Genomic DNA, 21,847 nt, shown 5'->3' with positions numbered 1-21,847 from the left:
TCCCTCAGGGTTTGACGGTGACCCGGGCCGCGACCGGGAGGTGGTCGCTGCCCGTGCGGGGCAGGGTCCAGGAGGCCTCCGGCCGGATCCCGCGGACCATGATCTGGTCGATCCGGGCCATCGGGAACTGCGCCGGCCAGCTGAAGCCGAAGCCGTCGCCCGCCGCGCCCTGGGTGGAGCGCATCTGCGAGGTGACCTCCGACAGGGCGCGGTCGTTCATGGTGCCGTTGAGGTCGCCCAGCAGGATGACCTTCTTCAGCGGTTCGGCGGCGAGCGCGGCGCCCAGCGCGTCGGCGCTGTCGTCGCGCTGGTTCGCGGTGAAGCCGGCGTTCAGCTTGACCCGGACGGAGGGGAGGTGGGCGACGAAGGCGGCGACCTTCCCGTGCGGGGTGTCGACGGTGGCGCGCATGGCCCGGGTCCAGCCCATTCTGATGTCGACCGGCGCGCTGGCGCTCAGCGGGTACTTGCTCCACAGGCCGACCGTGCCCTCGACCGAGTGGTACTTGTACGTGCCCGCCAGGGCCTTCTCGTAGACGGGGACGGCGCTGCCCTTGAGCTCGGTCAGGGCCAGGACGTCGGCCCCGGACCCGGCGACCGATTCGGCGGTGCCGCGCGGGTCGGCGTTGTCGGCGTCGACGTTGTGCGTGGCGACCACGAGGTTGCCGCCGGAGCCGGACTTGTCGCTGACCAGGCCGCCGAAGAGGTTCGCCCAGACGGCGGCCGTCAGCAGTATCGCGATGAGCGCGGTCGCGGACTTGCGGAACACGGCGCCGGCCAGCAGGACCGGGACGGCCAGGCCCAGCCAGGGCAGGAAGGTCTCGGTGAGGCTGCCGAGGTTGCCCACGTCGTTGGGCAGCTCCGCGTGGAAGACCATGACCAGCGAGATGAGTACGGCGATCGCGGCCAGGACCCATCCGCGCCGCCAGATTCCGGGATCGCGGCCCAGTTCGGCCAGCCGGCGCCGGAAACGGGATGCGGAGGGCTCGGGGTCCGAGCCGCCGTTCCCCGACTCCGTCATGTACGCCTGTGCCATGCCACTGCCCTCACTGCCGTGCTCGCGCTCCGTCCCCGCCCCTTGACCCTAGGCGATGACCGGAGCCTTCCGTGCCGTACGTCACGACCGCCTGTCACGGTCGTACGTCCGGGAGGACGAACGGCCGTGCGCCAGGGGTTCCGCTTGTCACGAAACGCGCACATTGAATGCCGCGGGCCCGGCGCGCTCCTCGCAGCACTTCCGCCTCCGGCCACACGGATGCCACCATGGTGGGTGAGTCCGGGGACGCCGTGAGGGCGCCTCGAGATGACACAAGGAGCAGTTGCAATGACGCATGCCGTTTCGCCTGCCCGCGAACCCGCAGCAGCATCTCCGTCGGACCCCCGCACCCTGTACGGAGGCACGGGCACCCGGCGCATCACCGTCCGCGACCTCACCCTCGCCAAGGAACGCGGCGAGAAGTGGCCCATGCTCACCGCCTACGACGCGATGACCGCGTCCGTCTTCGACGAGGCCGGCATCCCGGTCATCCTCGTCGGCGACTCGATGGGCAATTGCCACCTCGGCTACGACTCCACCGTGCCGGTGACGATGGATCAGATGACCATGCTGTCGGCGGCCGTCGTGCGCGGTACGAGCCGCGCGCTGGTCATCGGTGACATGCCGTTCGGCTCGTACCAGGAAGGCGCCGTGCAGGCGCTGCGCAGCGCCACCCGCCTCGTCAAGGAGGCCGGGGTCGGAGCGGTGAAGCTGGAGGGCGGCGCGCGTTCGCTGCACCAGACCGAGCTGATCGTGCAGTCCGGCATCCCCGTCATGTCCCACCTGGGCCTGACCCCGCAGTCCGTCAACGCCATGGGGTACCGGGTGCAGGGCCGCGGCGACGAGGCCGCGCACCAGCTGCTGCGCGACGCGAAGGCGGCGCAGGACGCGGGCGCCTTCGCGGTGGTGCTGGAGCTCGTTCCGGCCGAGCTGGCCGCCGAGGTCACCCGGTCCCTGCACATCCCGACGGTCGGCATCGGCGCGGGCGCGCAGTGCGACGCGCAGGTTCTGGTGTGGACCGACATGATGGGCCTGACCGCCGGGAAGCTGCCGCGGTTCGTGAAGCAGTACGCGAAGCTGCGCGAGACCATGGGCGACGCGGCGAAGGCCTTCGCCGAGGACGTGGTCGGCGGAACGTTCCCGCAGGAAGAGCACGCCTTCCACTGATGGGGTGAGCGGCTGCGACGGCCCGCCGGCGACCCGTACGCCGGCGGGCCGTCGGCTGCCCGTCGGTCGGCTGTCGGCCGGCTGTCGGTGCTTTGTCAGTGGCGGCTGGTCCCATGGTGGACATGACGCGAAACGACAAGAGCCCCAACGCCGTGGAAGTACGGGGGCTGGTCAAGCACTACGGCGAGACCAAAGCCCTCGACGGTGTCGACCTCGAGGTCCGCGAGGGCACGGTCCTCGGGGTCCTGGGGCCCAACGGGGCCGGCAAGACGACGCTGGTCCGCTGCCTCTCCACCCTGATCGTCCCGGACGCCGGAACGGCGACCGTCGCGGGCTACGACGTGGTCCGCCAGCCGCGGCAGCTGCGCCGCACCATAGGCCTGACCGGCCAGTACGCCTCGGTCGACGAGAAGCTCTCCGGCTGGGAGAACCTCTACATGATCGGGCGGCTGCTCGACCTCTCCCGCAAGGACGCCCGCCGTCGCGCGGACGAGATGCTGGAGCGCTTCTCCCTGACCGAGGCGGCCAGGAAAGCCGCCATGAACTACTCCGGCGGCATGCGCCGCCGGCTCGACCTCGCCGCCTCGCTGGTCGGCAACCCGGCCGTGCTCTACCTCGACGAGCCGACGACCGGTCTCGACCCGCGCACCCGCAACGAGGTGTGGGACGAGGTCCAGCGGCTGGTCGCCGAGGGCGCCACCGTCCTGCTCACCACCCAGTACATGGAGGAGGCCGAGCAGCTCGCCAGCGAGCTGACGGTCATCGACCGCGGCAAGGTCATCGCCAAGGGCAAGGTCGACGAGCTGAAGGCCCGCGTCGGCGGCCGCACCCTGAAGATCCGCCCCGTGGCCTCCTCGGACCTGCCGGGCATGGCCCGTTCGCTGGCCGAGGCCGGACTGGACGGCGTGGCCGGCACCCAGGCCGTACCGGACGAGGGCGTGCTGCTGGTTCCGATCCTGAGCGACGAGCAGCTGACCGCCGTGGTCGGTCTGCTGGCCGCCCGCGGGTACGCCATCGCCGACCTCGGCACCTACCTGCCCAGCCTCGACGAGGTGTTCCTGTCCATCACCGGCCAGAAGCCGAGCCTCGTCGCGGACTCCGTCCCCACCGAGAAGACCGAGGAGGTCGCGGCATGAGCACCGTAACCACGACGAAGCCCGCTCCGGCCGTGCCTGGTCCGGCCTCGGTGGCCGGCCACCCCGACGAGGGCCGGATCGGCCTGCGGTCCAACCTGCGGCACATCGGCGCCCTGGTGCGCCGCAACGTCCTGCAGATCAAGCAGGACCCGGAGTCGATGTTCGACGTCCTGTTCATGCCGATCATCTTCACGCTGCTGTTCGTCTTCGTCTTCGGTGGCGCCATCTCCGGCAAGGGCAACCAGGGTGACTACGTCAACTACGTGGTCCCGGGCCTCATGGCCATGATGGGCATGAACATCGCGATGGGAGTGGGCACCGGGGTCAACGACGACTTCAAGAAGGGTGTGATGGACCGGTTCCGGTCCATGCCCATCGCCCGGTCCTCGGTCCTCATCGCCAAGATCGTCGTCGAGGTCGGCCGGATGATGGTCGCCATCGCGATCCTGCTCTGCGTGGGCTTCATGCTCGGCCTGTCGATCAAGGGCTCGGTGCTGGGGCTGTTCCTCGCCATCGGTCTGGCGGCCGTCTTCGGCGCCTCACTGATGTGGATCTTCGTGCTGCTCGGTCTCACCCTGAAGACCGCGCAGGCCGTCCAGGGCATGGCGATGATCGTCCTGATGCCGCTGCAGTTCGGCAGCTCGATCTTCGCCCCGCCGTCCACGATGCCCGGCTGGCTGCAGTCCTTCACCGACTACAACCCGCTGTCCAACTTGGCCGACGCCGCCCGCGCGCTGATCAACGGCACTCCGGTCGGCGACTCGGTGTGGATGACCCTGGCCTGGTCGCTCGTCCTCACGGCGGCCACCATGCCGCTCGCGGTCCGCAGGTTCCGCCAGAAGACCTGACCCGCGGACCGGTCCACTCCGGATCGCGTCCCGGACGGACACCGGCCGGGGGCCGGGTCAGATGAGGGCGGTGGCCCCCTCCTGGGTGAGCCCGCCGCCTTCGGCGTACGCCGTCTCGTAGGCGGCGTCACCGAGCGCCGCCCGCGCCAGCTTCTCGGCGTGGGCGGCATCCTCGCGTTCGGTGGTGATGGGGAAGTGCCCGGGCGGCAGGTGGGCCCGGTACGCGCCGAGCAGGCGGGCGGCGTCGTACGCCCCCCGCGGTCCGCCGCGCGAGACGAGGGAGACGGCGCCCGTCAGCAGGTACACGGCGGGCAGCTGCGGGGCGACCATCAGCACGAGCGGGTCCTGGACCCTGGCCCCGGCCTCGCGGACCCGCAGGAGCGCGTCCTCGTACTTGCCCTCCTGGTTGTCCAGCCAGGCCAACGTGGCGAGGAGGAACACGTCGAAGACGGCGTACGCACCGAGCGCGAAGTCCTCGCGCAGCGCCTGGAGCTGGACCCGGGCCTCGGCGGTCCGGCCGGTGCGGCCGAGGATGCCCGCGAGGAACAGCCGGGCGGCGGGCATGGCCTCGTTGCCGTACCGCCGCACCGTGGCGACGATCTCGCTGAGGATCGCCTCGGCCTCCTCGGCCTCCCCGTTCTCGACCAGGGTCCCGGCCATCCGTACGCGCAGCACGGTCACCTGGGCCTTGGCGCCCAGGCGTTCGGCGTGCTCGATCGCGGCGCGGAAGTCCTCGGCGGCCAGCGCGTACGTGCCGCGCTTCTCCCGGGACTCGGCGCGCGCCGACAGCGCCTCGGCGCAGCCCCAGTCGTCGCCGAGCTCGCGGAAGATGGCCAGGCTCTCCTCGGCGTCGCGGGAGGCGTCGCCGGCCCAGTCCGCGCGGTTGGCGAGGATGTTGGCCCGGATCTGGAGGGCGGAGGCGAGCTCCCAGCGGTAGCCGAACGCGCGGGAGGCCTCGACGGTCTCGTCCACGACGCGCTGGAGCAGCCGGGAATCGCCCGCGATCATGACGGCGTAGACCCAGAGGGCGGAGGGGGACCGGCAGGTCTGCGGGAGCCCGGGCCGGTAGGTGGCGAGCACGCCGTCGATCTGGGCGCGGACCTCCGGGGTGTCCCAGTTGTCGCTGTTCTGGTCGCGGGCGGCCAGCCGGATCAGCTGGACGCCGCGCCAGGCCTCGGTGAGCAGCTCGCCGGTGTAGGGCGGGGGCGTGTCGACGATCCGCTCGTACACGGGCTCGGCGGGGAGGAGGGGCGGCGCGAAGGGGTTGGGGCCCAGCGCCGCGGCCGCCTCCGACCAGTGGCGGGACTCGGTGGACAGGTCGTGCATGTGCCAGTACCAGCTCAAGGAGTGGACGAGGCAGAGCACTTCGCCGGCGTCGCGGGCGGCGACGGCGCGGCGCAGGGCGGTACGGAGGTTCTCGTACTCGGTGGCGAGCCGCTCGGTCGCGGCCCGCTGTCCGTGTCCGCGCAGCAGGGGCTCGGTGGTCCGGGCCAGTTCGCGGTAATGGACGAGGTGGCGGCGCTCGGTGCCCTCGCGGTCGCCGCCGGCCTCGGCGAGGCGCTCGGCGGCGTACTCGCCGACCGTCTCCAGGAGGCGGTAGCGCATGGCCGAGCCGTCGGGGCCGGGGGCGGCGACGACGAGGGATTTGTCGACGAGGGAGCCGAGCACGTCCGCGGCGTCGTAGGACGGGTCGGCGCAGACGGCCTCGGCGGCGGGAAGATCGCAGCCGCCGGCGAAGACGGAGAGGCGGCGCAGGACGGTGCGTTCGGGTTCGTCGAGCAGGTCCCAGGACCAGTCCACGACCGCGCGCAGGGTCTGCTGGCGGGGCAGGACCGTACGGGCGCCGCTGGTCAGGAGCCGGAAGCGGTCGTCGAGCCGGTCGGCGATCTGGCGCGGCGTCAGGAGCCGCAGCCGGGCGGCGGCCAGCTCGATGGCGAGGGGCAGGCCGTCGAGGCGGCGGCAGATCTCGGCGGCGGCGGCCGGGTCCTCGTCCACGGTGAACCCGGCGCGGGCGGCGGCCCCGCGGTCGCCGAGCAGCCGCAGCGCGATGGGGTCGGGCAGCGGTTCCACCGGGCGCAGGGACTCGCCCGGCACGCCGAGGGGTTCGCGGCTGGTGGCCAGGATCTGGACGCCGGGGCAGTGCGTGAGGAGGCGTTCGGCGAGCTCGGCGGCCGCGCCGATGACGTGCTCGCAGTTGTCGAGCAGCAGCAGGATCCGCCGCCGGGCGCAGTGCTCTGCGAGGCGGTCCAGGGGGTGGTCCCCGGTCCGGTCGGTCAGCGCCCGCAGTTCCTCGGCGGCGGCGCCGCGCAGCTTGGTCTCGCGGGCGCCGAGCGCGGCGAGGGTGGCCTCGGCGACGTCGTCCGGGTCGTCCACGGGAGCCAGCTCGACCAGCCACACCCCGTCGGGCCAGCCGCCGCGCGCCTGATGCGCCTCGGCGGCCTCCTGCGAGAGCCGCGTCTTACCGGCCCCACCGGGCCCGAGCAGCGTGACGAGCCGCGCCCCCGCGAGATCGTCCCCGATGACGCGAATATCGTCCTCGCGCCCGACAAAGGTGGTGAGCCGGGCCCGCAAATTCCCCTGCCCGCAAGCCGAATACGCGCCTTGCCCGGCCCCGCCGAGGGCACCGCCCGCGCCGGAGTGCGGGCCCGCGTGGGCCGGATGCCCGGCCGCGCCGGAGGCGGGCGGCCGGCCGGCTGTCCCGGACACCGCGCCGTGGGCACCGCTCAGGCCGTGCGGTTGCGGCCGGGGTGAGGTCGCCGGCTCGGCGCCGGGGGAGTTCAGGAGTTCGGCGTGGAGGGCGCGCAGGGTGGGGCCCGGGGCCGTGCCCAGGCGGGCGGCCAGGTCCCGGCGGACGGTGTCGTAGGCGGCCAGCGCCTGCGCGGGGCGGCCCGCGTCGCGCAGGGCCCGGATGCGCAGCGCCTGCAACGGCTCGTCCAGCGGCTGCCTCGCGCACAGCGCGGTCAGCTCCGGCAGCGACCGCTCCGCCTCGCCCAGGGCCAGGGCCGCCGCGAGCCGGCCCCGGCGCGCGTCCATCCGTACGGCCTCCCAGCGCGCGGCCTCCGCGGCCGGGTCCGGCAGGTCGGCGAGCGCCGGCCCGCGCCACAGGGCGAGGGCCTCGTCGTACAGGGCCGCGGCCTCGGCCGGATCCCGCGCCCCGTCCCCGGCCCGGGCCAGCCGCTCGAAGCGGTACAGGTCGACGTCCTCGCGCTCCGCGACCAGCTGGTAGCCGCCCTCCGCGGAGCGCACGGCCGCGTGCCCCAGCGCCCGCCGCAGCCGGGCGACCAGCGCCTGCAAGGCGGCCACGGCGTCGGCCGGCGGGTCGCCGTCCCACACCTCGGCGACCAGCAGCCGGGCCGGAACCACCCGCCCCGGCCGCAGCGCGAGCGCGGTCAGCAGCGCCCGCAGGCGCGCTCCGCCGACGGCGACGGGAGTCCCGTCGTCGTGGATGGCCTGGGCGGTGCCGAGAATCGCGTAACGCACCGGCCCATTGTCCCCGGACCCGGCCCCGGCCCCGAACTCATTTCCGGTGGACGCCCGGGATAGGTTTCCCCGCATGGGTCATCAGGGCAGCCGCGGCGAGCGGCGCATCAGTTCGGTATTCCTCGGCATCGTCGCCGTCATGGCCGTGACCGGCTGGGCCGTGTGGACGCAGTACGCGGCGAGCACCGGGCTCGCCGTGTTCCTCTTCGTGACGTCGGCGTGGATCGTCTCCCTCTGCCTGCACGAGTACGCGCACGCCCGCACCGCCCTGCACGGCGGCGACCTCACGGTCGGCGCCAAGGGATACCTGACGCTGAACCCGCTCAAGTACACGCACGCGCTGCTCAGCATCGTCCTGCCGGTGATCTTCGTGATCCTGGGCGGGATCGGCCTGCCCGGCGGCGCCGTCTACATCGAGCGCGACCGGATCCGGGGCCGCTGGAAGCACAGCCTCATCTCGGCGGCGGGCCCGCTCACCAACGTGGCCTTCGCCGTCGTCTGCACGGCCCCGTTCTGGCTGGACGCCCTCGACGGGGTGCCGATGCCCTTCCGCTACGCGCTCGCCTTCCTCGCGCTGCTCCAGGTCTCGGCGGCGATCCTGAACTTCCTGCCGGTGCCGGGCCTCGACGGCTACGGGGTCATCGAGCCCTGGCTGTCGTACCGGGTGCGCCGCGAGATGGAGCCGCTGGCGCCGTTCGGCCTGATCGCGGTCTTCGCACTGCTGTGGATCCCGGGGGTCAACGCGTTCTTCTTCGACGTCGTGCACGGCGTCCTGTCCGCACTCGGCGTGTCGGACCTGGAGCGGTACTGCGGCTACGACCTCTACCGCTTCTGGCAGGACGGCGACGGCCTCTGCTCGGAGACCCGCTAGCTAGCGGGTGGCGGCGGCCTTCTCGGCCTTCGCCTTACGCAGGTAGTACCAGGCCATGTTGGACGTCAGGCCCGCCAGCAGCACCCAGACGATCCCGAGGAAGCTGCCCTCCACGAAGGCGACGACGGCCGCGGCCACCGCAAGGACGCAGACGACAACGGCGAAGACGGCAAGGCGGGGCATGGGAAGAGCTCCTCGGGGACACTGAACGGGGTCGAGCCCCTCCAGTGTCCCCCATGCCCCGCAGTGCTGCCGTAAGGCCGGCGAGGACGCCGCCGCACGGTGTCCCGCTCAGACGTCCGTGAGGCGCAGGCCCGCGTGGGCCTTGTAGCGGCGGTTGGTGGAGATCAGGTTCGCGACCAGGGCCTCGACCTGGTGGGCGTTGCGCAGGCGGCCCGCGAAGACCCCGCGCATGCCGGGGATGCGGGCGGCCAGGGCCTGGACGATGTCCGTGTCGGCGCGGGATTCGCCGAGGACCATCACGTCGGTGTCGATCTCGTCGATCGACTCGTCCTGGAGCAGGACCGCCGAGAGGTGGTGGAAGGCCGCCGTGACGCGGGAGTCCGGGAGCAGGGCCGCGGCCTGCTGGGCGGCGCTCCCCTCTTCGACCTGGAGGGCGTACGCGCCCTGCTTGTCGAAGCCCAGCGGGTTGACGCAGTCCACGACGAGCTTGCCCGCGAGGTCCTCGCGCAGCGCTTCGAGGGTCCTGGCGTGGCCCTCCCACGGCACCGCGATGATGACGATGTCGCTGCGGCGGGCGCACTCGGCGTTGTCCGCGCCCTCCACGCCGAGGCCCAGTTCGTCGGCGGCGCTCCGCGCGCGCTCGGCGGCGCGGGAGCCGATGATCACCTTCTGTCCGGCCCGGGCGAGCCGGTAGGCGAGGCCCCGGCCCTGGTCGCCGGTGCCGCCGAGGACGCCGACGACGAGGCCGGACACGTCCGGCAGGTCCCAGGGGTCCTTGGCCGGCGGCTTCTGCGTGCTGTCTGAGGAAGTCATGGAGGCGAGCGTACTGCCGGGTAGTTCACAGTCGAAGGGCACTCGGAGGGCAGCCGAAGGGGAGGGAAGCGCTCCCCTCTATCCCATGCGTGGTGCAAGATGCCGAATATGGATGCCGTGAGGGTCGCGCTGCTGCGCGAGGTGCTCGCCGGTACGCAGTGGCCGGGCGCCGCGCGCCGCTTCGCCGGCTCGCTGCGCCGGTCCGTCGTTCCGGGCGGCGGGAATCTGCTGCTGGTGGGGACCGCGGGATACGAGCCCTGGCACCTGGCGGCGCACCTGGTGGACGAGGCCGCCTGGTCGGGTCTGCCGGAGCTGGCGCCGACGCTCGTACGCCACAACGTGCTGCCCGGTGAGCCGCCGCACCTGTCGGTGGGGCTGGGCAGGCTGGAGGCGGCCCGGCGCGGGCACACGCTGCTGGTGGTGGCGCCCGGGGAGCCCGGCGAGGGGCTGCTGGAGCGGGTCCACGACGCCCGGCGCGCGGGGGCGACCGTACTGTCCCTGGACGGCGGGGACCCGGATCTGGGCACCCTCGCGCACGAGGCGCTCTCGGTGCCGGACGGCGGCGCCGAACTGGATCTGGACACCGTGCAGCACCTGGTCAGCGCGGCGGCCGGGGAGAACAGCCTGCCGGTGCGGCGCGGACCCCGGCGGTTCCGGGACCGGCTGGCGCGGCTGGCCGATCAGCTGACCGCGCCGCCGCCCAGCCGCTGGTAGGAGCCCGACCCTCCTAAGGGGTGTCCGCCTCGTCCTCGCGGGTCTTGTCGTTCCACTTGGGGTCGTTCTGCCACTCCAGGTTGCGTTCCTGCGCCGTCTCCATGGCGCGGGTCGCCTCCTGCGGGGTCTCGTAAGGACCGAACCGGTCCTTGGCGGGGCACTCGGGGCCTTCCTCGACCTTCTTGTGGACCAGGCAGTAGTACCACTCGCCCGGTTTGCCCACCTGGCGCTTCTTGAACAGGGCCATCGTTGTCGGGCTCCTCTCGATACCGCTCTCTGCCGCCATGCTGCCCCATCCCCGCTGGATACACTCGCTTGCATGTCCGGCCAGTCGCTGCTCGTACCAGGCGAGCTCTCCCCCGTCCGTTCCGTTCCCGGAAACATCCGCCGGCCCGAGTACGTCGGCAAGCCCGCGCCCACTCCGTACACCGGACCGGAGGTGCAGTCGGCCGAGACCATCGAGGCCATGCGCATCGCCGGCCGGATCGCCGCCCAGGCGATGGAAGAGGCCGCCAAGCTGATCGCGCCGGGGGTGACCACCGACGAGCTCGACCGCGTCGCCCACGCGTACATGTGCGACCACGGCGCCTACCCCTCGACGCTCGGTTACCGGGGCTTCCCGAAGTCGCTGTGCGCCTCCGTGAACGAGGTCATCTGCCACGGCATCCCCGATTCCACCGTCCTGCGCGACGGCGACATCGTGAACCTCGACGTGACCGCGTACATCGGCGGGGTGCACGGCGACAACAACGCCACGTACCTGTGCGGGGAGGTGGACGAGGAGTCGCGGCTGCTGGTGGAGCGCACCCGTGAGGCGCTGAACCGGGCCATCAAGGCCGTCAAGCCGGGCCGCCAGATCAACGTGATCGGCCGGGTCATCGAGTCGTACGCGAAGCGCTTCGGCTACGGCGTGGTCCGTGACTTCACCGGCCACGGCATCAACTCCTCCTTCCACTCCGGCCTGATCATCCCGCACTACGACAGCCCGCACGCCACCACCGTCATCGAGCCCGGGATGACCTTCACCATCGAGCCGATGCTGACTTTGGGCACCCACGAGTACGACATGTGGGAGGACGGCTGGACGGTCGTCACGAAGGACCGCAAGCGGACCGCGCAGTTTGAGCACACACTGGTGGTGACCGACTCCGGAGCGGAGATCCTGACGCTTCCGTAGCCGGGTCTTTTTACCGACAACACGTCGGGAACACATTGACTTAGGCAAACCTAAGTAGGAACATCGGGTGTGGCGGCGCTGCCGCCACGCCTGTTTCCTCTTCCTGGAGGTCCGTCTTGGACGCCTTCTCTACGGTCATCCGCGTCGCGTCGCACGAGCAGCACACCGAGGCCGAGACGTCGACCTTCATGAGCGACCTGCTGGGCGGACGACTCGGCGTGGACGCGTACACGCGCTACACCGAGCAGCTGTGGTTCGTGTACCGGGCCCTGGAAGACGCGGCCGAGTGCCTCAAGGACGACCCGGTGGCCGGCCCGTTCATCCGGCCGGAGCTGATGCGCGTCGCCGAGATCGAGCGCGACCTCGCGCACCTGCTGGGCCCGGACTGGCGCCAGATGGTGGTGGCGCTGCCCGCGACGCAGGCGTACGCCGCCCGGGTGGCCGAGTGCGCGGCCGACTGGCCGGGCGGGTACGTCGCACACCACTACACCCGCTACCTGGGCGACCTCTCCGGCGGCCAGATCATCCGCGACAAGGCTGAGCGCACCTGGGGCTTCGAGCGCAAGGGCGACGGCGTGCGCTTCTACGTCTTCGCGGACATCTCCAACCCGGCGGCCTTCAAGCGGACCTACCGCGAGCTGCTGGACGCGATCGCCGCTGACGACCTGGAGAAGCAGCGCATCATCGACGAGTGCAAGCGCGCCTTCGACTTCAACGGCGCGGTCTTCCGCGAGCTGGGCGAGCAGTTCCCGCTCAGCGCGTAGCCCCTCCGGGGAGGTCTGCGGAAAGAGGGCCGGGGGGGGGGGGGGGGGGGGGGGGGGGGGGGGGGGGGGGGGGGGGGGGGGGGGGGGGGGGGGGGGGGGGGGGGGGGGGGGGGAGGGGGGGGGGGGGGGGGGGGGGGGGGGGGGGGGGGGGGGGGGGGGGGGGGGGGGTTGGGGGGGGGGGGGGGGGGGGGGGGGGGTGGTGTGGTTTGGTTTTGGTGGGTGTTGGGGGGGGGGGGGTCCCGGGGGCTGGCCCCCGGCGGCGGCGCCGCACAAACCCTGGGGCTCCGCCCCAGACCCCGCGCCTCAAACGCCGGCGAGGCTGGATTTTGCTGCGCCTCAAACGCCGGCGGGGCTGGATTTTGCGGGGCTGGGTGTGGCGAACGCCGGCGGGGCCGATACGCGTTCGCGGGCCAGCGCGTGTCGGCGTAGGCGGAGGATCTGGGTGGTGCCCAGGGCCTGTAGGAGGAACACCGTCGAGAAGGCGATGCGGTAGTCGTCGCCGGTGGCGTCCAGCAGGATGCCCACCGTCAGCAGCGTGGTCATCGACGCGATGAAGCCGCCCATGTTCGTGATGCCGGAGGCGGTGCCCTGGCGCTCCGCCGGGTTGGCCGGGCGGGCGAAGTCGAAGCCGATCATCGACGCCGGGCCGCAGCCGCCCAGGACCAGGCACAGGGTGGTCAGCAGCCACATCGGCGCCCGGTCGCCCGGGTGGATGAGGACCGCCGCCCAGAGGAGGGCGGTGAGGCCGACCGTACCCAGGGCGAGCGGGATCCGCGAGGACTGGCGGCGGCCCACGATCTGGCCGTAGACCAGCCCGAGCGCCATGTTCGAGGCGACCACCAGCGTCAGCAGCCCGCCCGCGGTGGTCCGCGACAGCCCCTGCGCCTCGACGAGGAACGGCATGCCCCACAGCAGCAGGAAGACCATCGCGGGGAACTGCGTGGTGAAGTGCACCCACAGGCCGAGCCGGGTGCCGGGTTCACTCCAGGATTCCCTGATCTGGCGGCGGACGAAGCCGCCGCCCGGGCTCCGCGCGACCGGCGGCGCCGCGTGCCCCTCCGGGTGGTCCCGCAGGAACAGCACCAGCGGGACCAGGACCACCAGCCCCGCCACCGCGCTCCCCGCGAAGGCCGCGGTCCAGCCGACCCCGTGCAGGACGGGGGCGAGGACGAGCGTGGAGACGAGGTTGCCCGCCATGCCGACCAGCCCGGCCAGCTGCGCCATCAGCGGCCCGCGGCGGGCCGGGAACCACCGGGTGCCGAGCCGCAGCACCGATATGAAGGTCATCGCGTCACCGCAGCCCAGCAGCGCCCGCGCGGCGAGCGCCATCCCGTAGGAGGGCGAGAGCGCGAAGCCGAGCTGGCCCACGGTGAAGAGCACCGCGCCCAGCGTCAGCACCTTCTTGGTGCCCAGCCGGTCGACCATCAGGCCCACCGGGATCTGCATGCCCGCGTAGACGAGCAGCTGGAGGAGGGAGAAGGTGGCCAGCGCCGAGGCGTTGACGTGGAAGCGGTCGGCGGCGTCGAGGCCGGCCACGCCCAGGCTGGTACGGAAGATCACCGCCACGAAGTAGACGGCGACGCCTATGCCCCAGACGGCGACGGCCCTGCGGCCGCCGGGAGGGTCCTCGACCGCCTGCCGGGCGGTCACCGGCCCGGCCCCCGCACCAGCGCCCCGACCCGCCCGATGTGCCCGCGGACCACGGCGGCCGCCGTGTCCGCGTCCCCGGCCCGCAGCGCGTCCAGGATCTCGGCGTGCTCGGCCAGCGTCCGCTCCAGCCGGTCGGGGTGGGCGTGCAGTACGGCCACGCCCATCCGCAGCTGCCGGTCGCGGAGTTGGTCGTAGAGCCGGCACAGGATCTGGTTCCCGGCGCTGCGCACGATCTCGGCGTGGAAGCACCGGTCGGCGGCCATCATCGCGGCGAGGTCGCCCTCGGCGGCGTGCCGGCGCTGCTCGTCGAGCAGTCCGGCGAGCCGGTCGAGCAGGCCGGGCGGCGCCGGCACGGCTCTGCGTACGGTGAACTCCTCGACCAGCAGCCGGGTTTCGAGCACATCGGTGATCTCCTGCGCGGAGACCGGCAGGACCAGCGCGCCCTTCTTCGGGTACAGCTTCAGCAGCCCCTCGGTCTCCAGGCGCAGCAGCGCCTCGCGGACCGGTGTCCGGGACACGCCGACGGCCCCGGCGAGTTCGCCCTCGGTGAGGAGGGTGCCGCCCTCGTAACGGCGGTCGAGGACCCCGTGCTTGACGTGCTGGTAGACGCGGTCGGCGGCGGTCGCGGTGCTGGCGGCGGCTGGCATGCGCACAGGATAGATACAACAGGGGTGCAAGCGGTGGCCCGTCCGGGATGTGGACCACGGGCGGGCGTGAGGGGAGGACCAGGGGCGGCCGTGAGGGGAGGAGCACGGCGCCCGCCCGCTGCATCGAAGGATGTACCGCGCGTTCGTCCACCGGCAGGACGTACGGGGCCCCGCCCGCCGGGACCCTGAAGTCATGGCCGACACACTCATCGCCCCGGTGAACCGTACGACCGCCCGGCTCCCCCTCCTCGACGTCCTGCGCGGCGCCGCCATCCTCGGCACGCTCATGACCAACGTCTGGATCTTCGCCTCCCCCGGCTCGGAGTGGGGCGTGCTCCAGGGCGGTCTCACCTCCCCCGACCCGATCACCGACCCCTCCGCCGCGAACCTCGCCGAGACCGTCTTCCGCTTCCTCGCCGACGGCAAGTTCCTGGCGCTGCTGACGGTCCTGTTCGGGGTGGGCCTGGCCATCCAGTACGACTCCGCCGCACGCCGCGGTGACCCCTGGCCCGGCCGCTACCCGCGGCGCGCCGCCTTCCTCTTCTTCGCGAGGGCACCGTCCACTTCGTCCTCGTCTTCGCCTGGGACGTGCTGATGGGGTACGCCGTGACCGCCCTCCTCGTCGCGTGGCTGCTGGCCCGCTCCGAGAAGGTGCGGCGCCGGGCCATGTGGACGGCCGGCGGGGTGCACCTGGCGCTGGTCGCCCTGCTCACCCTCGGCTCCCTCGCCGGGCCGGACGCCGCGCCGCAGGCGCCGCAGGGCCCGGACGCGGACGTCGTGGAGCTGTACGCCCACGGCGGCTACCCCGCCCAGGTCGCCTTCCGCCTGGAGCACTTCCTCGCGCTGCGGATCGAGCCCGTCTTCTCCTTCGGGCTGCTGGTCTTCCTCTTCCTCCTCGGAGTCCGGCTCCACCGCGCGGGCGCCTTCACCGCCACCGCCGAAGGCAGGCGCATCCGGGCCCGGCTGGCCGGCTGGGGCCTGGGCCTCGGGCTGCCGCTGAACGCCGCGACCACCCTCGGCGGCGACGCGTTCTTCTTCCTGGGCCGCTACGGCGTCGCGCCGCTGCTCGCCCTCGGCTACATCGGCCTGATCGGCATCGCCCTCGACCGGCGGTGGGTCCCGCAGCCGGTGACCACCGCGCTGGGCTCCGTCGGCCGCACCGCCCTGTCCTGCTACGTCACGCAGAACCTGCTCTGCGTGCTGCTCTGCTACGGCATCGGGCTGGGCCTCGCCGACCGGCTGGGCGGCAGCGGCCCCTGGTGGGTGATGGGGCTGTGGGCCGGCGTGAGCCTGGTCCTGGCGGCCGGGTCGTGGCTGTGGCTGCGCCGCTTCGACCGCGGCCCCCTGGAAGCCGTACAGCACGCGGTCCTCAGGCCGCGCCGGTGACCTCCACGTCCAGCACGAACTCGTCGTAGGGGGCCTCGTCCGGGTAGGGCGGCCGGATCTGCGCGAAGCGGATCCGGGCCCGGCCCCCGCCCGGGGGCCGGGCCCGCACGACGTAGGTCCGCTCCACCGGGGCCCCGGGCAGCGGGTTCCCCTCGGTGGCCGGGGCGCCCTCGGTGGCCGGGGCGCCCTCGGTGGCCGGGGCGCCCTCGGCGGTCGGCTCGCCCTCGGTGGCCGGGTTCCCCTCGGTGGTCGGCCCCGCCGCCACCGTCACCAGGTCCGCGTCCCCGGTGACCTGCCAGGTCCACACGTACCCGCGCGCCCCGCGCCCGGTGAGCCGCAGCTCATACGGCTCACCGGGGCTCAGCACGACGCTCCGTACCTCCACGTCCGCCAGGTCCTCTCAGACGGGGCCGATCACCGCCCCCTCGTGCCAGCCCGCGCCGTCCCGCCAGTAGTGCTGGAGGCGGTGGTCGGTGCGCAGGACGATGACTTCCAGGTTGAACCCGAAGCTGCCCTGGAGCATCCCGGTGACCGAGGCGACGTCGTGCCCGAAGACCGCGCTGCGGCGCCAGGCCGAGCCGGCCGCGTTGCCGCGCCACCAGTGCTCCACGCGCCCGCCGGCGACGGCCACGCACAGCTCGTAGTTCCCGGCGGTGTCCTCGTCCGCGGCCCCGTACTGCCCCTCGATCAGGCAGGGCGCGGAGGTGGCCGCCGTATCGCTGCCGAAGACCTCCCCGGCGCGCCACGCGAAGCCGTTCGGGTCGTCGCGCCACCACAGCTGCATACGGCCGTCCGTGCGGGCGGCGACGAGGTCGAGGTGGCGGGCGCGGGTCTGGACGAGGGCAGGCCCGTAGTGGGCGATGCCGGAGCCGAAGCGGCCGCCGTCGTTCCAGGTCCAGGGGGCGCCGTTGATGCGCCACCAGTGGTTCAGACGGCCGTCGGCGGTGCGGACGACCACCTCGAAGTTGCCCGGCTTGCCGTAGTCGCTCTGGATGAAGGCGGGGGTGGAGCCGACGGCCGCGTCGCCCGGCCCGAAGGCTCCGCCGTCGCGCCAGACGCCGGCGGACTGCTCGTAGTACCAGTGGCGCAGCCGGCCGCCGGTGGTCACGTGCAGGGACTCCATGTTCCGGTTGTAGGTGGTCCCGGTGAAGGCCGGCTGGCCGGAGGCGTCGTGCGCGAAGCTGCCCGCGCGGGCCCATGCGAAGGGGGCGTCGCCCTCGCGCCACCAGTGCTGGAGACGGCCGCCGGTGGTGGTCGCGAGGAGCTCGAAGTTGCGGTGCGCGCGGCCGTTGCCGCTCTCGTAGACGTTGCCCGTGTGCAGGCGGCGCTTGGTCCACGGGTCGATGTTGGTGCCGCGCAGGCCGCACTTGGCCCAGTGGTCGATGTTGACCTCGCCGTAGGCGATCCGGCCGTAGCCGCCGACGTGGTAGCCCGTCCCCCAGGAGTTCTTGAAGAGCCAGCAGCCGGCCGCGTCGTCGTAGCCGACGATCAGCACGCAGTGGCCGCCCGCGAGCCGGTCGCTGGTGCGGTGGTAGACCCCGGAGCCGAGGCCGAAGAAGTCGTCGTAGACGTCGAAGCAGGCGGTCAGCGGGCCGACCGTGTCCAGCCAGACCTTCTGCTGCTCGACGTCGCCGAGCCGGACGTAGTCGCTGATCCGGACGGTGCGGCCCGAGCGGTCCCAGCTGGGCGTGTACTCGGCGCGCCAGGCGTCGCGGCGAGCGGCGGGGAGGCCGTCGGGCGGGATGCTGTACGGCCAGCAGTCGGGGTCGGCGAGCCCGCCGTTCGTCTTGATCCAGTCCAGCGCGGTCTCCGGGTTGCTGCCCTGGCCGCAGCTGAAGCGCAGACCGTCGTGCACGTCCCCCTCGGAGCGCTCCGCCCAGACGTCGTGCTCGATGCGGGCCATGGACTCCACCAGACCGGCCGCGCCGAAGGCCCAGCAGGAACCGCACGGGTTCTGGTCCTTCACCTTGGTGATCCACGGCCGGCCCCAGCGGCTGCGCCAGTCCACGGCGGCGGGCCGGCCGCCGCTTCCCGCCGCGTCCGGCAACAGCCCGTTGGCGGCGCGGCGCCGCGTCAGGTGCGGATTGCCGCTCTCGTGCCCGATGATCCCCCGTAGATCGATCACGCCCGCGTCCTCGGCGGACGTCAGGTTCGCCCCCGGCTCCAGACCGAGCGAGGGCCGGGGCACCGGCTCCTCGTCGGCCAGGTGCTCCAGGACCGACCAGCGCGCTCCGTGCGCCACGAGCTGCGCCCGCAGCTCCCCCACCGACTGGACAGACTCCTCCGGCATAGCGGCCCCCCAGCTGCAACCGTGCGGATCCAAGACCGGGGAGCGTCCCCCGGCCGCCGGAGGCCGTCAAGGGGGTCCGCGCGGTCGCGCGGACGCACGAGGGGGCGTGTGGGCGACGGGCCGGGCGCCGCTTCCCGACGGGCCCCACCCGGTCGCCCTCCGGGCTAGGCCCGGCACTCCTCGTACGCCGTCTGGTCGGCGCGGTCGTGGAGCACGAGATCGTGGCCCTCGCACCACAGGGCTGCGGCGACCTCGAGAACCGCAGAACGGTCGGACCGCTCGCCCGGCAGCATGGACAGCACCGCGCTCCCCCCGGTGCGCACCGCGCGCTGCCGCAGGGCGAGGGAGGACAGGACGCGGCCCGGTCCGCACTCGACGAGCAGCCGGTCCCCGCCGTCGAGCAGCGCGGTCAGCGCGGGCCCGAAGTGGACGGTGTCGGCCATCTGACGGGCCCAGAACCGTGCGGAGCCCGCGTCCTGCGCCGTGAGCGGCTGCCCGGTGTAGCCGGACCGGACGGGGAACCGGGCCGGACGGGGCACTGCGTCGAACGCCAGCTCGGCCTCGGCGACGGCCGGTTCCATCGCCGGGCTGTGGAACGGGGTGGTGGCCGGGACCGGCCGTACGGTCACCCGGTCGTAGGCGAGGCGGGCCGCCACGACGGCCAGCTCGGCGCGCGGCCCGGCCAGCATCGTCCGCCGTTCGGCGTTGACGGCCGCCACGGCGACCTGCCCGGACAGGTACGGGCCGAGCTCCCCGACGGACGCGGCCACGGCGAGCATCCCGCCGGGCGGGATGCGTGTGGCGGCACGCACCCGGCCGCGTACCAGTGCTGCGGCCTCCGCGACGGTGAACACCCCGGCCAGGGTCGCCGCCACGACCTCGCCCGCGCTGTGCCCCAACGCCTCGGCCGGTATGACGCCCCAGCTCAGGAGCAGCCGGCCCAGCCCGTGGTCGACGGCGAAGAGCAGCGGCTGGGACCGGCGCCCGTCATCGATCGGGATACCGGCACCGGCGGGGGCGGCGAGCCAGTCGGCGCGGATCGCCTCGCCCTCGGCCCCCCACGCCGCCAGGACTTCATCGACGGCTGCCCGGAAGACGGGTTCGTCGCGGTACAGCCCGGTCGCCATCCCGTGGTACTGGGACCCTTGGCCGGGCAGCAGCAGGACGACCGGCCGGGGGCCGCCGGCCGGGATCTGCCGCACCGGGGCGGCCGCGACGTCGTCGAGCGCGCGGGCCGGTGTCGTGACCACCGCCCCGCGCACCCGCCCCGACAGCGGACGGGGCACCGGCGCCCCGGTGTGCAGCGCGTCCAGGACCCTGGCGCGTGCGGCACGTTCACCTGCCGGGTCCGCGCCCGCCCAGCGCAGCAGCCGGGCCGTACCGTGCGCGATGCCGGTGACCGTCATGTCGCTGTCCTCCCGTGCGGGGCGGGTGCGCCTCAGGTGAGGGAGATCCCACCGTCGACGCTGAGCACCTGCCCGGTGATGTAGTCGTTGTCCAGGAAGACGCCGATGGCGGGCGCGACCTCCTCGGGGGTGGTCAGCCGGGGCACCGGCAGGTTGGCGGCGAGGTTCTGGCGGAACTTCTCGGTGGCGTTCGCCGTCATCCGCGTCTCCATGAACCCGGGTGAGACGGCGTTCACCGTCACACCGCGCCGGCCGCACTCGGTGGCCAGGGTGCGGGTGAGCGCGATCACCCCGGACTTGGAGGCGGCGTAGGCCGTCTGACCGGGGGTGGCGACCAGGGCCGACGGCGACACCACGTTGATGATCCGCCCCCACCGCCGCTTGACCATGGACGGCAGCACGGCACGGCACACGTGGAAGGTGCCCATCAGGTTCGTCCGGACGACCTCGCCCCACACCTCGGGCGACTGACCCATCATCAACGCGTCCTTGCGGACGGCCGCGTTGCTGACGAGAATGTCGACCTCGCCCAGCTCCTCGACGACCCGGCGGTGGAGGGCGCTGACCGAGTCCCAGCTGCCCACGTCGGCCTGGACGACGATCGAATCGTTCGTGAGGCGCTCGCCGACCTCGCGGGCGCCGTCCTCGGCGCTGTTGTAGTGGAGGGCGACGCGACAGCCGAGCCGGTCGAGCTCGATGGCCACGGCGGCGCCGAAGCCCCCGGACGCGCCGGTCACGAGGGCGACCGGCTTCTCCGGGCGCTGGGCCGAGACGGGGCGGGCGCCCGCGGCGGGGGCGGTCATGAGCGCCACTCCGTCGGCTCGCCCGCGCCCCACTCGATCAGTGCGGTGAGCCAGACCATGCCGGCGCCGAAGGCCGCGAACATGACGCGGTCGCCGCGCTGGATGCGTCCGGCGTCGAGCGCCTCGGCGAGGGCGATCGGCATGGACGCCGCCCCGGTGTTGCCGTAGTACTCGATGTTGGTGATCAGGCGCTCCCGGGGCACGCGGCTGTGTTCGAGGATCGATTCGATGATGCGCATGTTCGCCTGGTGCGGCAGCAGGTGGTCGATGTCGTCGGCCTTGAGGTCCGCCGCCTCGAGCGTCTTCTTCACCGAACCCACCGTGAAGCGGACGGCGTTCAGGTAGATCTCGTTGCCCTTGATCTGCGCGTAGTGCAGCTTGTCGCGGAGCGTCTGCTCGCTCGTCGGCAGCCGGCTGCCACCGGCCGGGATCCTGAGGCTGTCGACCTTGCTGCCGTCGCTGCCCATGTCCCAGGCCCGCAGCCAGCTGCGGTCGTGGGGCGCCAGGACGACCGCCCCGGCCCCGTCGCCGATCAGCACGCCCAGGTCCCGGTCCTCCGGGTTGACGACGAGCGAGTGCGTGTCGGTCCCGATCAGGAGGATCGGACGCGGGTCGATCGCCATGAGCCCGGCCGCGACCACGAAGCCGTAGGCGAAGCTGGCGCATTCGGCGTTCACGTCGTGGGCGCCGCCCGCCGTGCCCAGTTCGCGCTGTACGAACGCGGACGTGGCCGGCGACAGCTGCTCGGGCGTGCCCGAGGCGAGGATGAGGTGCGAGATCTCGTCCGGCCGCACGCCGGCGTGCTCGAGCGCCCGCCGGCCGGCCTCGACGGCCAGCGAGGCGGTGGTCTCGCCCGGCCCGACGATCCGCCGCTCCCGGATGCCGGTGCGCTGCACGATCCAGTCCTCGTCGACGCCGAACCGCGTGGCGAGCTCGGCGTTGGTGAGCTTTCCCTCGGGCAGGTACGTGCCCCAGCCGATGATGCCGATGCCCGACACCCCTGCCTCCGCGGTCACTCGTCGCCGGTCGCGGAGGCGACCGGGACGGCGTGGGCGGCCAGCAACTGCTGGTGGATGCCCCGGAAGGTGACGGTGTCGTCGATGCTCTCGACGATCGTCTCGTCCACCCCGAGGTCCGGGTACCGCTCCTGCATGTCGTAGACCCACTCCATGAGGTCGAGCGAGTCGACCCCGGAGGTGGTCAGTGGTGTGTCGGGGTCGAAGGCCTCGACACGGCTCACGGCCATCAGTCGGTCGACGGACACCTCGAGCGTGGGAAGTTGCATGGCGCACTCCTGGTCATTGTGATCGGCCTACGGGCCGCACCGTACGAGTGCCGGTGCAAGCGTTTCGCAAGCCCACGAGCCGGGCAGTGATCACCACCGTGTGCGTGCAAACGGGCGCGCAAGCCTACGGCGCGGTGGTACCACCGCGGTCCCACGTGCCGGGGCCCGGCCCCGGCACCCCGCTGGTACCACCG

20 protein-coding genes and 1 pseudogene are annotated in these 21,847 nt (G+C 73.1%); 8 read left to right on the top strand and 13 right to left on the bottom strand.

Features of this window, described 5'->3' with window-relative positions:
- Positions 1–4: 4 nt before the first annotated feature.
- Positions 5–1,033 (bottom strand): endonuclease/exonuclease/phosphatase family protein, encoded by a 1,029-nt coding sequence (locus ACZ4TV_RS06585; RefSeq protein ID WP_468131344.1) that lies wholly within the window; start codon positions 1,031–1,033, stop codon positions 5–7.
- Between the two features lie 288 nt (positions 1,034–1,321).
- Here ACZ4TV_RS06585 and panB point away from each other — a divergent pair, with 288 nt between their 5' ends.
- The 3 genes from panB to ACZ4TV_RS06570 all read left to right on the top strand — a co-directional run bounded on the left by panB (position 1,322) and on the right by ACZ4TV_RS06570 (position 4,184).
- Complete coding sequence (panB, locus tag ACZ4TV_RS06580; RefSeq protein ID WP_468131342.1) at positions 1,322–2,200, top strand: 3-methyl-2-oxobutanoate hydroxymethyltransferase; 879 nt, start codon at positions 1,322–1,324, stop codon at positions 2,198–2,200.
- A gap of 113 nt (positions 2,201–2,313) precedes the next feature.
- Positions 2,314–3,336: an ATP-binding cassette domain-containing protein gene (locus ACZ4TV_RS06575; protein WP_468131340.1), complete on the top strand. Its 1,023-nt coding sequence runs from the start codon at positions 2,314–2,316 to the stop codon at positions 3,334–3,336.
- The gene (locus ACZ4TV_RS06570) at positions 3,333–4,184 is read left to right on the top strand and encodes an ABC transporter permease (RefSeq protein ID WP_468131338.1); all 852 of its coding nucleotides are present in this window, start codon (positions 3,333–3,335) and stop codon (positions 4,182–4,184) included. Before ACZ4TV_RS06575 ends, ACZ4TV_RS06570 begins: the two co-directional genes overlap by 4 nt.
- Before the next feature lie 57 nt (positions 4,185–4,241).
- On the opposite strand, the gene ACZ4TV_RS06565 is transcribed toward ACZ4TV_RS06570, so the two are convergent.
- Complete coding sequence (locus ACZ4TV_RS06565; RefSeq protein ID WP_468131336.1) at positions 4,242–7,664, bottom strand: AfsR/SARP family transcriptional regulator; 3,423 nt, start codon at positions 7,662–7,664, stop codon at positions 4,242–4,244.
- A gap of 73 nt (positions 7,665–7,737) precedes the next feature.
- Between ACZ4TV_RS06565 and ACZ4TV_RS06560 the strand changes: the two genes are divergently transcribed.
- Positions 7,738–8,535 carry a site-2 protease family protein gene (locus ACZ4TV_RS06560; protein ID WP_468131334.1) on the top strand — a complete coding sequence of 266 codons (798 nt, stop codon included), beginning with the start codon at positions 7,738–7,740 and terminating at the stop codon, positions 8,533–8,535.
- Here ACZ4TV_RS06560 and ACZ4TV_RS06555 read toward each other — a convergent pair whose 3' ends face one another.
- Complete coding sequence (locus tag ACZ4TV_RS06555) at positions 8,536–8,718, bottom strand: hypothetical protein (protein WP_468131332.1); 183 nt, start codon at positions 8,716–8,718, stop codon at positions 8,536–8,538.
- 108 nt (positions 8,719–8,826) lie between these two features.
- On the bottom strand, positions 8,827–9,531 hold the full coding sequence (npdG, locus tag ACZ4TV_RS06550) for an NADPH-dependent F420 reductase (protein ID WP_468131330.1): 705 nt from the start codon (positions 9,529–9,531) through the stop codon (positions 8,827–8,829).
- Between the two features lie 108 nt (positions 9,532–9,639).
- On the opposite strand from npdG, the gene ACZ4TV_RS06545 reads away from it, so the two are divergent.
- Positions 9,640–10,245 (top strand): hypothetical protein, encoded by a 606-nt coding sequence (locus ACZ4TV_RS06545; RefSeq protein ID WP_468131328.1) that lies wholly within the window; start codon positions 9,640–9,642, stop codon positions 10,243–10,245.
- 13 nt (positions 10,246–10,258) lie between these two features.
- Here the strand turns inward: ACZ4TV_RS06545 and ACZ4TV_RS06540 are convergent, their stop codons facing one another.
- Complete coding sequence (locus ACZ4TV_RS06540) at positions 10,259–10,492, bottom strand: hypothetical protein (protein ID WP_468131326.1); 234 nt, start codon at positions 10,490–10,492, stop codon at positions 10,259–10,261.
- Positions 10,493–10,564: 72 nt separating this feature from the next.
- Here ACZ4TV_RS06540 and map point away from each other — a divergent pair, with 72 nt between their 5' ends.
- Both map and ACZ4TV_RS06530 read left to right on the top strand, forming a co-directional pair.
- Positions 10,565–11,422 carry a type I methionyl aminopeptidase gene (gene map, locus ACZ4TV_RS06535; RefSeq protein ID WP_360897889.1) on the top strand — a complete coding sequence of 286 codons (858 nt, stop codon included), beginning with the start codon at positions 10,565–10,567 and terminating at the stop codon, positions 11,420–11,422.
- A 116-nt stretch (positions 11,423–11,538) separates the two neighbouring features.
- Positions 11,539–12,186: a biliverdin-producing heme oxygenase gene (locus tag ACZ4TV_RS06530; protein ID WP_468131323.1), complete on the top strand. Its 648-nt coding sequence runs from the start codon at positions 11,539–11,541 to the stop codon at positions 12,184–12,186.
- A gap of 336 nt (positions 12,187–12,522) precedes the next feature.
- On the opposite strand, the gene ACZ4TV_RS06525 is transcribed toward ACZ4TV_RS06530, so the two are convergent.
- A complete protein-coding gene (locus tag ACZ4TV_RS06525; protein WP_468131321.1) occupies positions 12,523–13,836 on the bottom strand; it encodes an MFS transporter in 1,314 nt (437 codons plus the stop codon).
- Positions 13,833–14,483: a GntR family transcriptional regulator gene (locus ACZ4TV_RS06520; protein ID WP_468131319.1), complete on the bottom strand. Its 651-nt coding sequence runs from the start codon at positions 14,481–14,483 to the stop codon at positions 13,833–13,835. The genes ACZ4TV_RS06525 and ACZ4TV_RS06520 overlap by 4 nt, the downstream gene beginning before the upstream one ends.
- A gap of 193 nt (positions 14,484–14,676) precedes the next feature.
- On the opposite strand from ACZ4TV_RS06520, the pseudogene ACZ4TV_RS06515 reads away from it, so the two are divergent.
- Positions 14,677–15,869 (top strand): annotated as a pseudogene (locus ACZ4TV_RS06515) (DUF418 domain-containing protein).
- On the opposite strand, the gene ACZ4TV_RS06510 reads toward ACZ4TV_RS06515, so the two are convergent.
- The 6 genes from ACZ4TV_RS06510 to ACZ4TV_RS06485 all read right to left on the bottom strand — a co-directional run bounded on the left by ACZ4TV_RS06510 (position 15,853) and on the right by ACZ4TV_RS06485 (position 21,653).
- On the bottom strand, positions 15,853–16,254 hold the full coding sequence (locus ACZ4TV_RS06510; RefSeq protein WP_468131317.1) for a hypothetical protein: 402 nt from the start codon (positions 16,252–16,254) through the stop codon (positions 15,853–15,855). The pseudogene ACZ4TV_RS06515 and the gene ACZ4TV_RS06510 overlap by 17 nt on opposite strands.
- Positions 16,255–16,269: 15 nt before the next feature.
- Entirely contained in the window at positions 16,270–18,159 is a 1,890-nt protein-coding gene (locus tag ACZ4TV_RS06505) for a C1 family peptidase (protein WP_468131315.1), read from the bottom strand.
- Positions 18,160–18,323: 164 nt separating this feature from the next.
- Positions 18,324–19,565, bottom strand: coding sequence for an acyltransferase domain-containing protein (locus ACZ4TV_RS06500; protein WP_468131313.1), 1,242 nt, complete (start codon positions 19,563–19,565; stop codon positions 18,324–18,326).
- A 32-nt stretch (positions 19,566–19,597) separates the two neighbouring features.
- Positions 19,598–20,368, bottom strand: a complete 771-nt coding sequence (locus tag ACZ4TV_RS06495) for a 3-oxoacyl-ACP reductase family protein (protein WP_468131311.1) — start codon at positions 20,366–20,368, stop codon at positions 19,598–19,600.
- Entirely contained in the window at positions 20,365–21,384 is a 1,020-nt protein-coding gene (locus tag ACZ4TV_RS06490; protein WP_468131309.1) for a 3-oxoacyl-ACP synthase III family protein, read from the bottom strand. The genes ACZ4TV_RS06495 and ACZ4TV_RS06490 overlap by 4 nt, the downstream gene beginning before the upstream one ends.
- On the bottom strand, positions 21,381–21,653 hold the full coding sequence (locus ACZ4TV_RS06485; protein ID WP_468131307.1) for a phosphopantetheine-binding protein: 273 nt from the start codon (positions 21,651–21,653) through the stop codon (positions 21,381–21,383). The genes ACZ4TV_RS06490 and ACZ4TV_RS06485 overlap by 4 nt, the downstream gene beginning before the upstream one ends.
- Positions 21,654–21,847: the final 194 nt, after the last annotated feature.

Source organism: Streptomyces sp. NPDC028910 (assembly GCF_055564955.1).
Note: the sequence above shows the minus strand (reverse complement) of the source record. Positions and strands in the feature narration are given on the sequence as shown.

What these genes read in the sequence shown, in the direction of transcription:
- ACZ4TV_RS06495 (WP_468131311.1), bottom strand. Translation starts at nt 20,368, where the DNA reads ATGACCGCCCCCGCCGCGGGCGCCCGCCCCGTCTCGGCCCAGCGCCCG.
- ACZ4TV_RS06540 (WP_468131326.1), bottom strand. Translation starts at nt 10,492, where the DNA reads ATGGCCCTGTTCAAGAAGCGCCAGGTGGGCAAACCGGGCGAGTGGTAC.
- ACZ4TV_RS06500 (WP_468131313.1), bottom strand. Translation starts at nt 19,565, where the DNA reads ATGACGGTCACCGGCATCGCGCACGGTACGGCCCGGCTGCTGCGCTGG.
- ACZ4TV_RS06485 (WP_468131307.1), bottom strand. Translation starts at nt 21,653, where the DNA reads ATGCAACTTCCCACGCTCGAGGTGTCCGTCGACCGACTGATGGCCGTG.
- ACZ4TV_RS06575 (WP_468131340.1), top strand. Translation starts at nt 2,314, where the DNA reads ATGGTGGACATGACGCGAAACGACAAGAGCCCCAACGCCGTGGAAGTA.
- ACZ4TV_RS06505 (WP_468131315.1), bottom strand. Translation starts at nt 18,159, where the DNA reads ATGCCGGAGGAGTCTGTCCAGTCGGTGGGGGAGCTGCGGGCGCAGCTC.
- ACZ4TV_RS06585 (WP_468131344.1), bottom strand. Translation starts at nt 1,033, where the DNA reads ATGGCACAGGCGTACATGACGGAGTCGGGGAACGGCGGCTCGGACCCC.
- map (WP_360897889.1), top strand. Translation starts at nt 10,565, where the DNA reads ATGTCCGGCCAGTCGCTGCTCGTACCAGGCGAGCTCTCCCCCGTCCGT.
- ACZ4TV_RS06555 (WP_468131332.1), bottom strand. Translation starts at nt 8,718, where the DNA reads ATGCCCCGCCTTGCCGTCTTCGCCGTTGTCGTCTGCGTCCTTGCGGTG.
- npdG (WP_468131330.1), bottom strand. Translation starts at nt 9,531, where the DNA reads ATGACTTCCTCAGACAGCACGCAGAAGCCGCCGGCCAAGGACCCCTGG.
- ACZ4TV_RS06560 (WP_468131334.1), top strand. Translation starts at nt 7,738, where the DNA reads ATGGGTCATCAGGGCAGCCGCGGCGAGCGGCGCATCAGTTCGGTATTC.
- ACZ4TV_RS06545 (WP_468131328.1), top strand. Translation starts at nt 9,640, where the DNA reads ATGGATGCCGTGAGGGTCGCGCTGCTGCGCGAGGTGCTCGCCGGTACG.
- ACZ4TV_RS06520 (WP_468131319.1), bottom strand. Translation starts at nt 14,483, where the DNA reads ATGCCAGCCGCCGCCAGCACCGCGACCGCCGCCGACCGCGTCTACCAG.
- panB (WP_468131342.1), top strand. Translation starts at nt 1,322, where the DNA reads ATGACGCATGCCGTTTCGCCTGCCCGCGAACCCGCAGCAGCATCTCCG.
- ACZ4TV_RS06570 (WP_468131338.1), top strand. Translation starts at nt 3,333, where the DNA reads ATGAGCACCGTAACCACGACGAAGCCCGCTCCGGCCGTGCCTGGTCCG.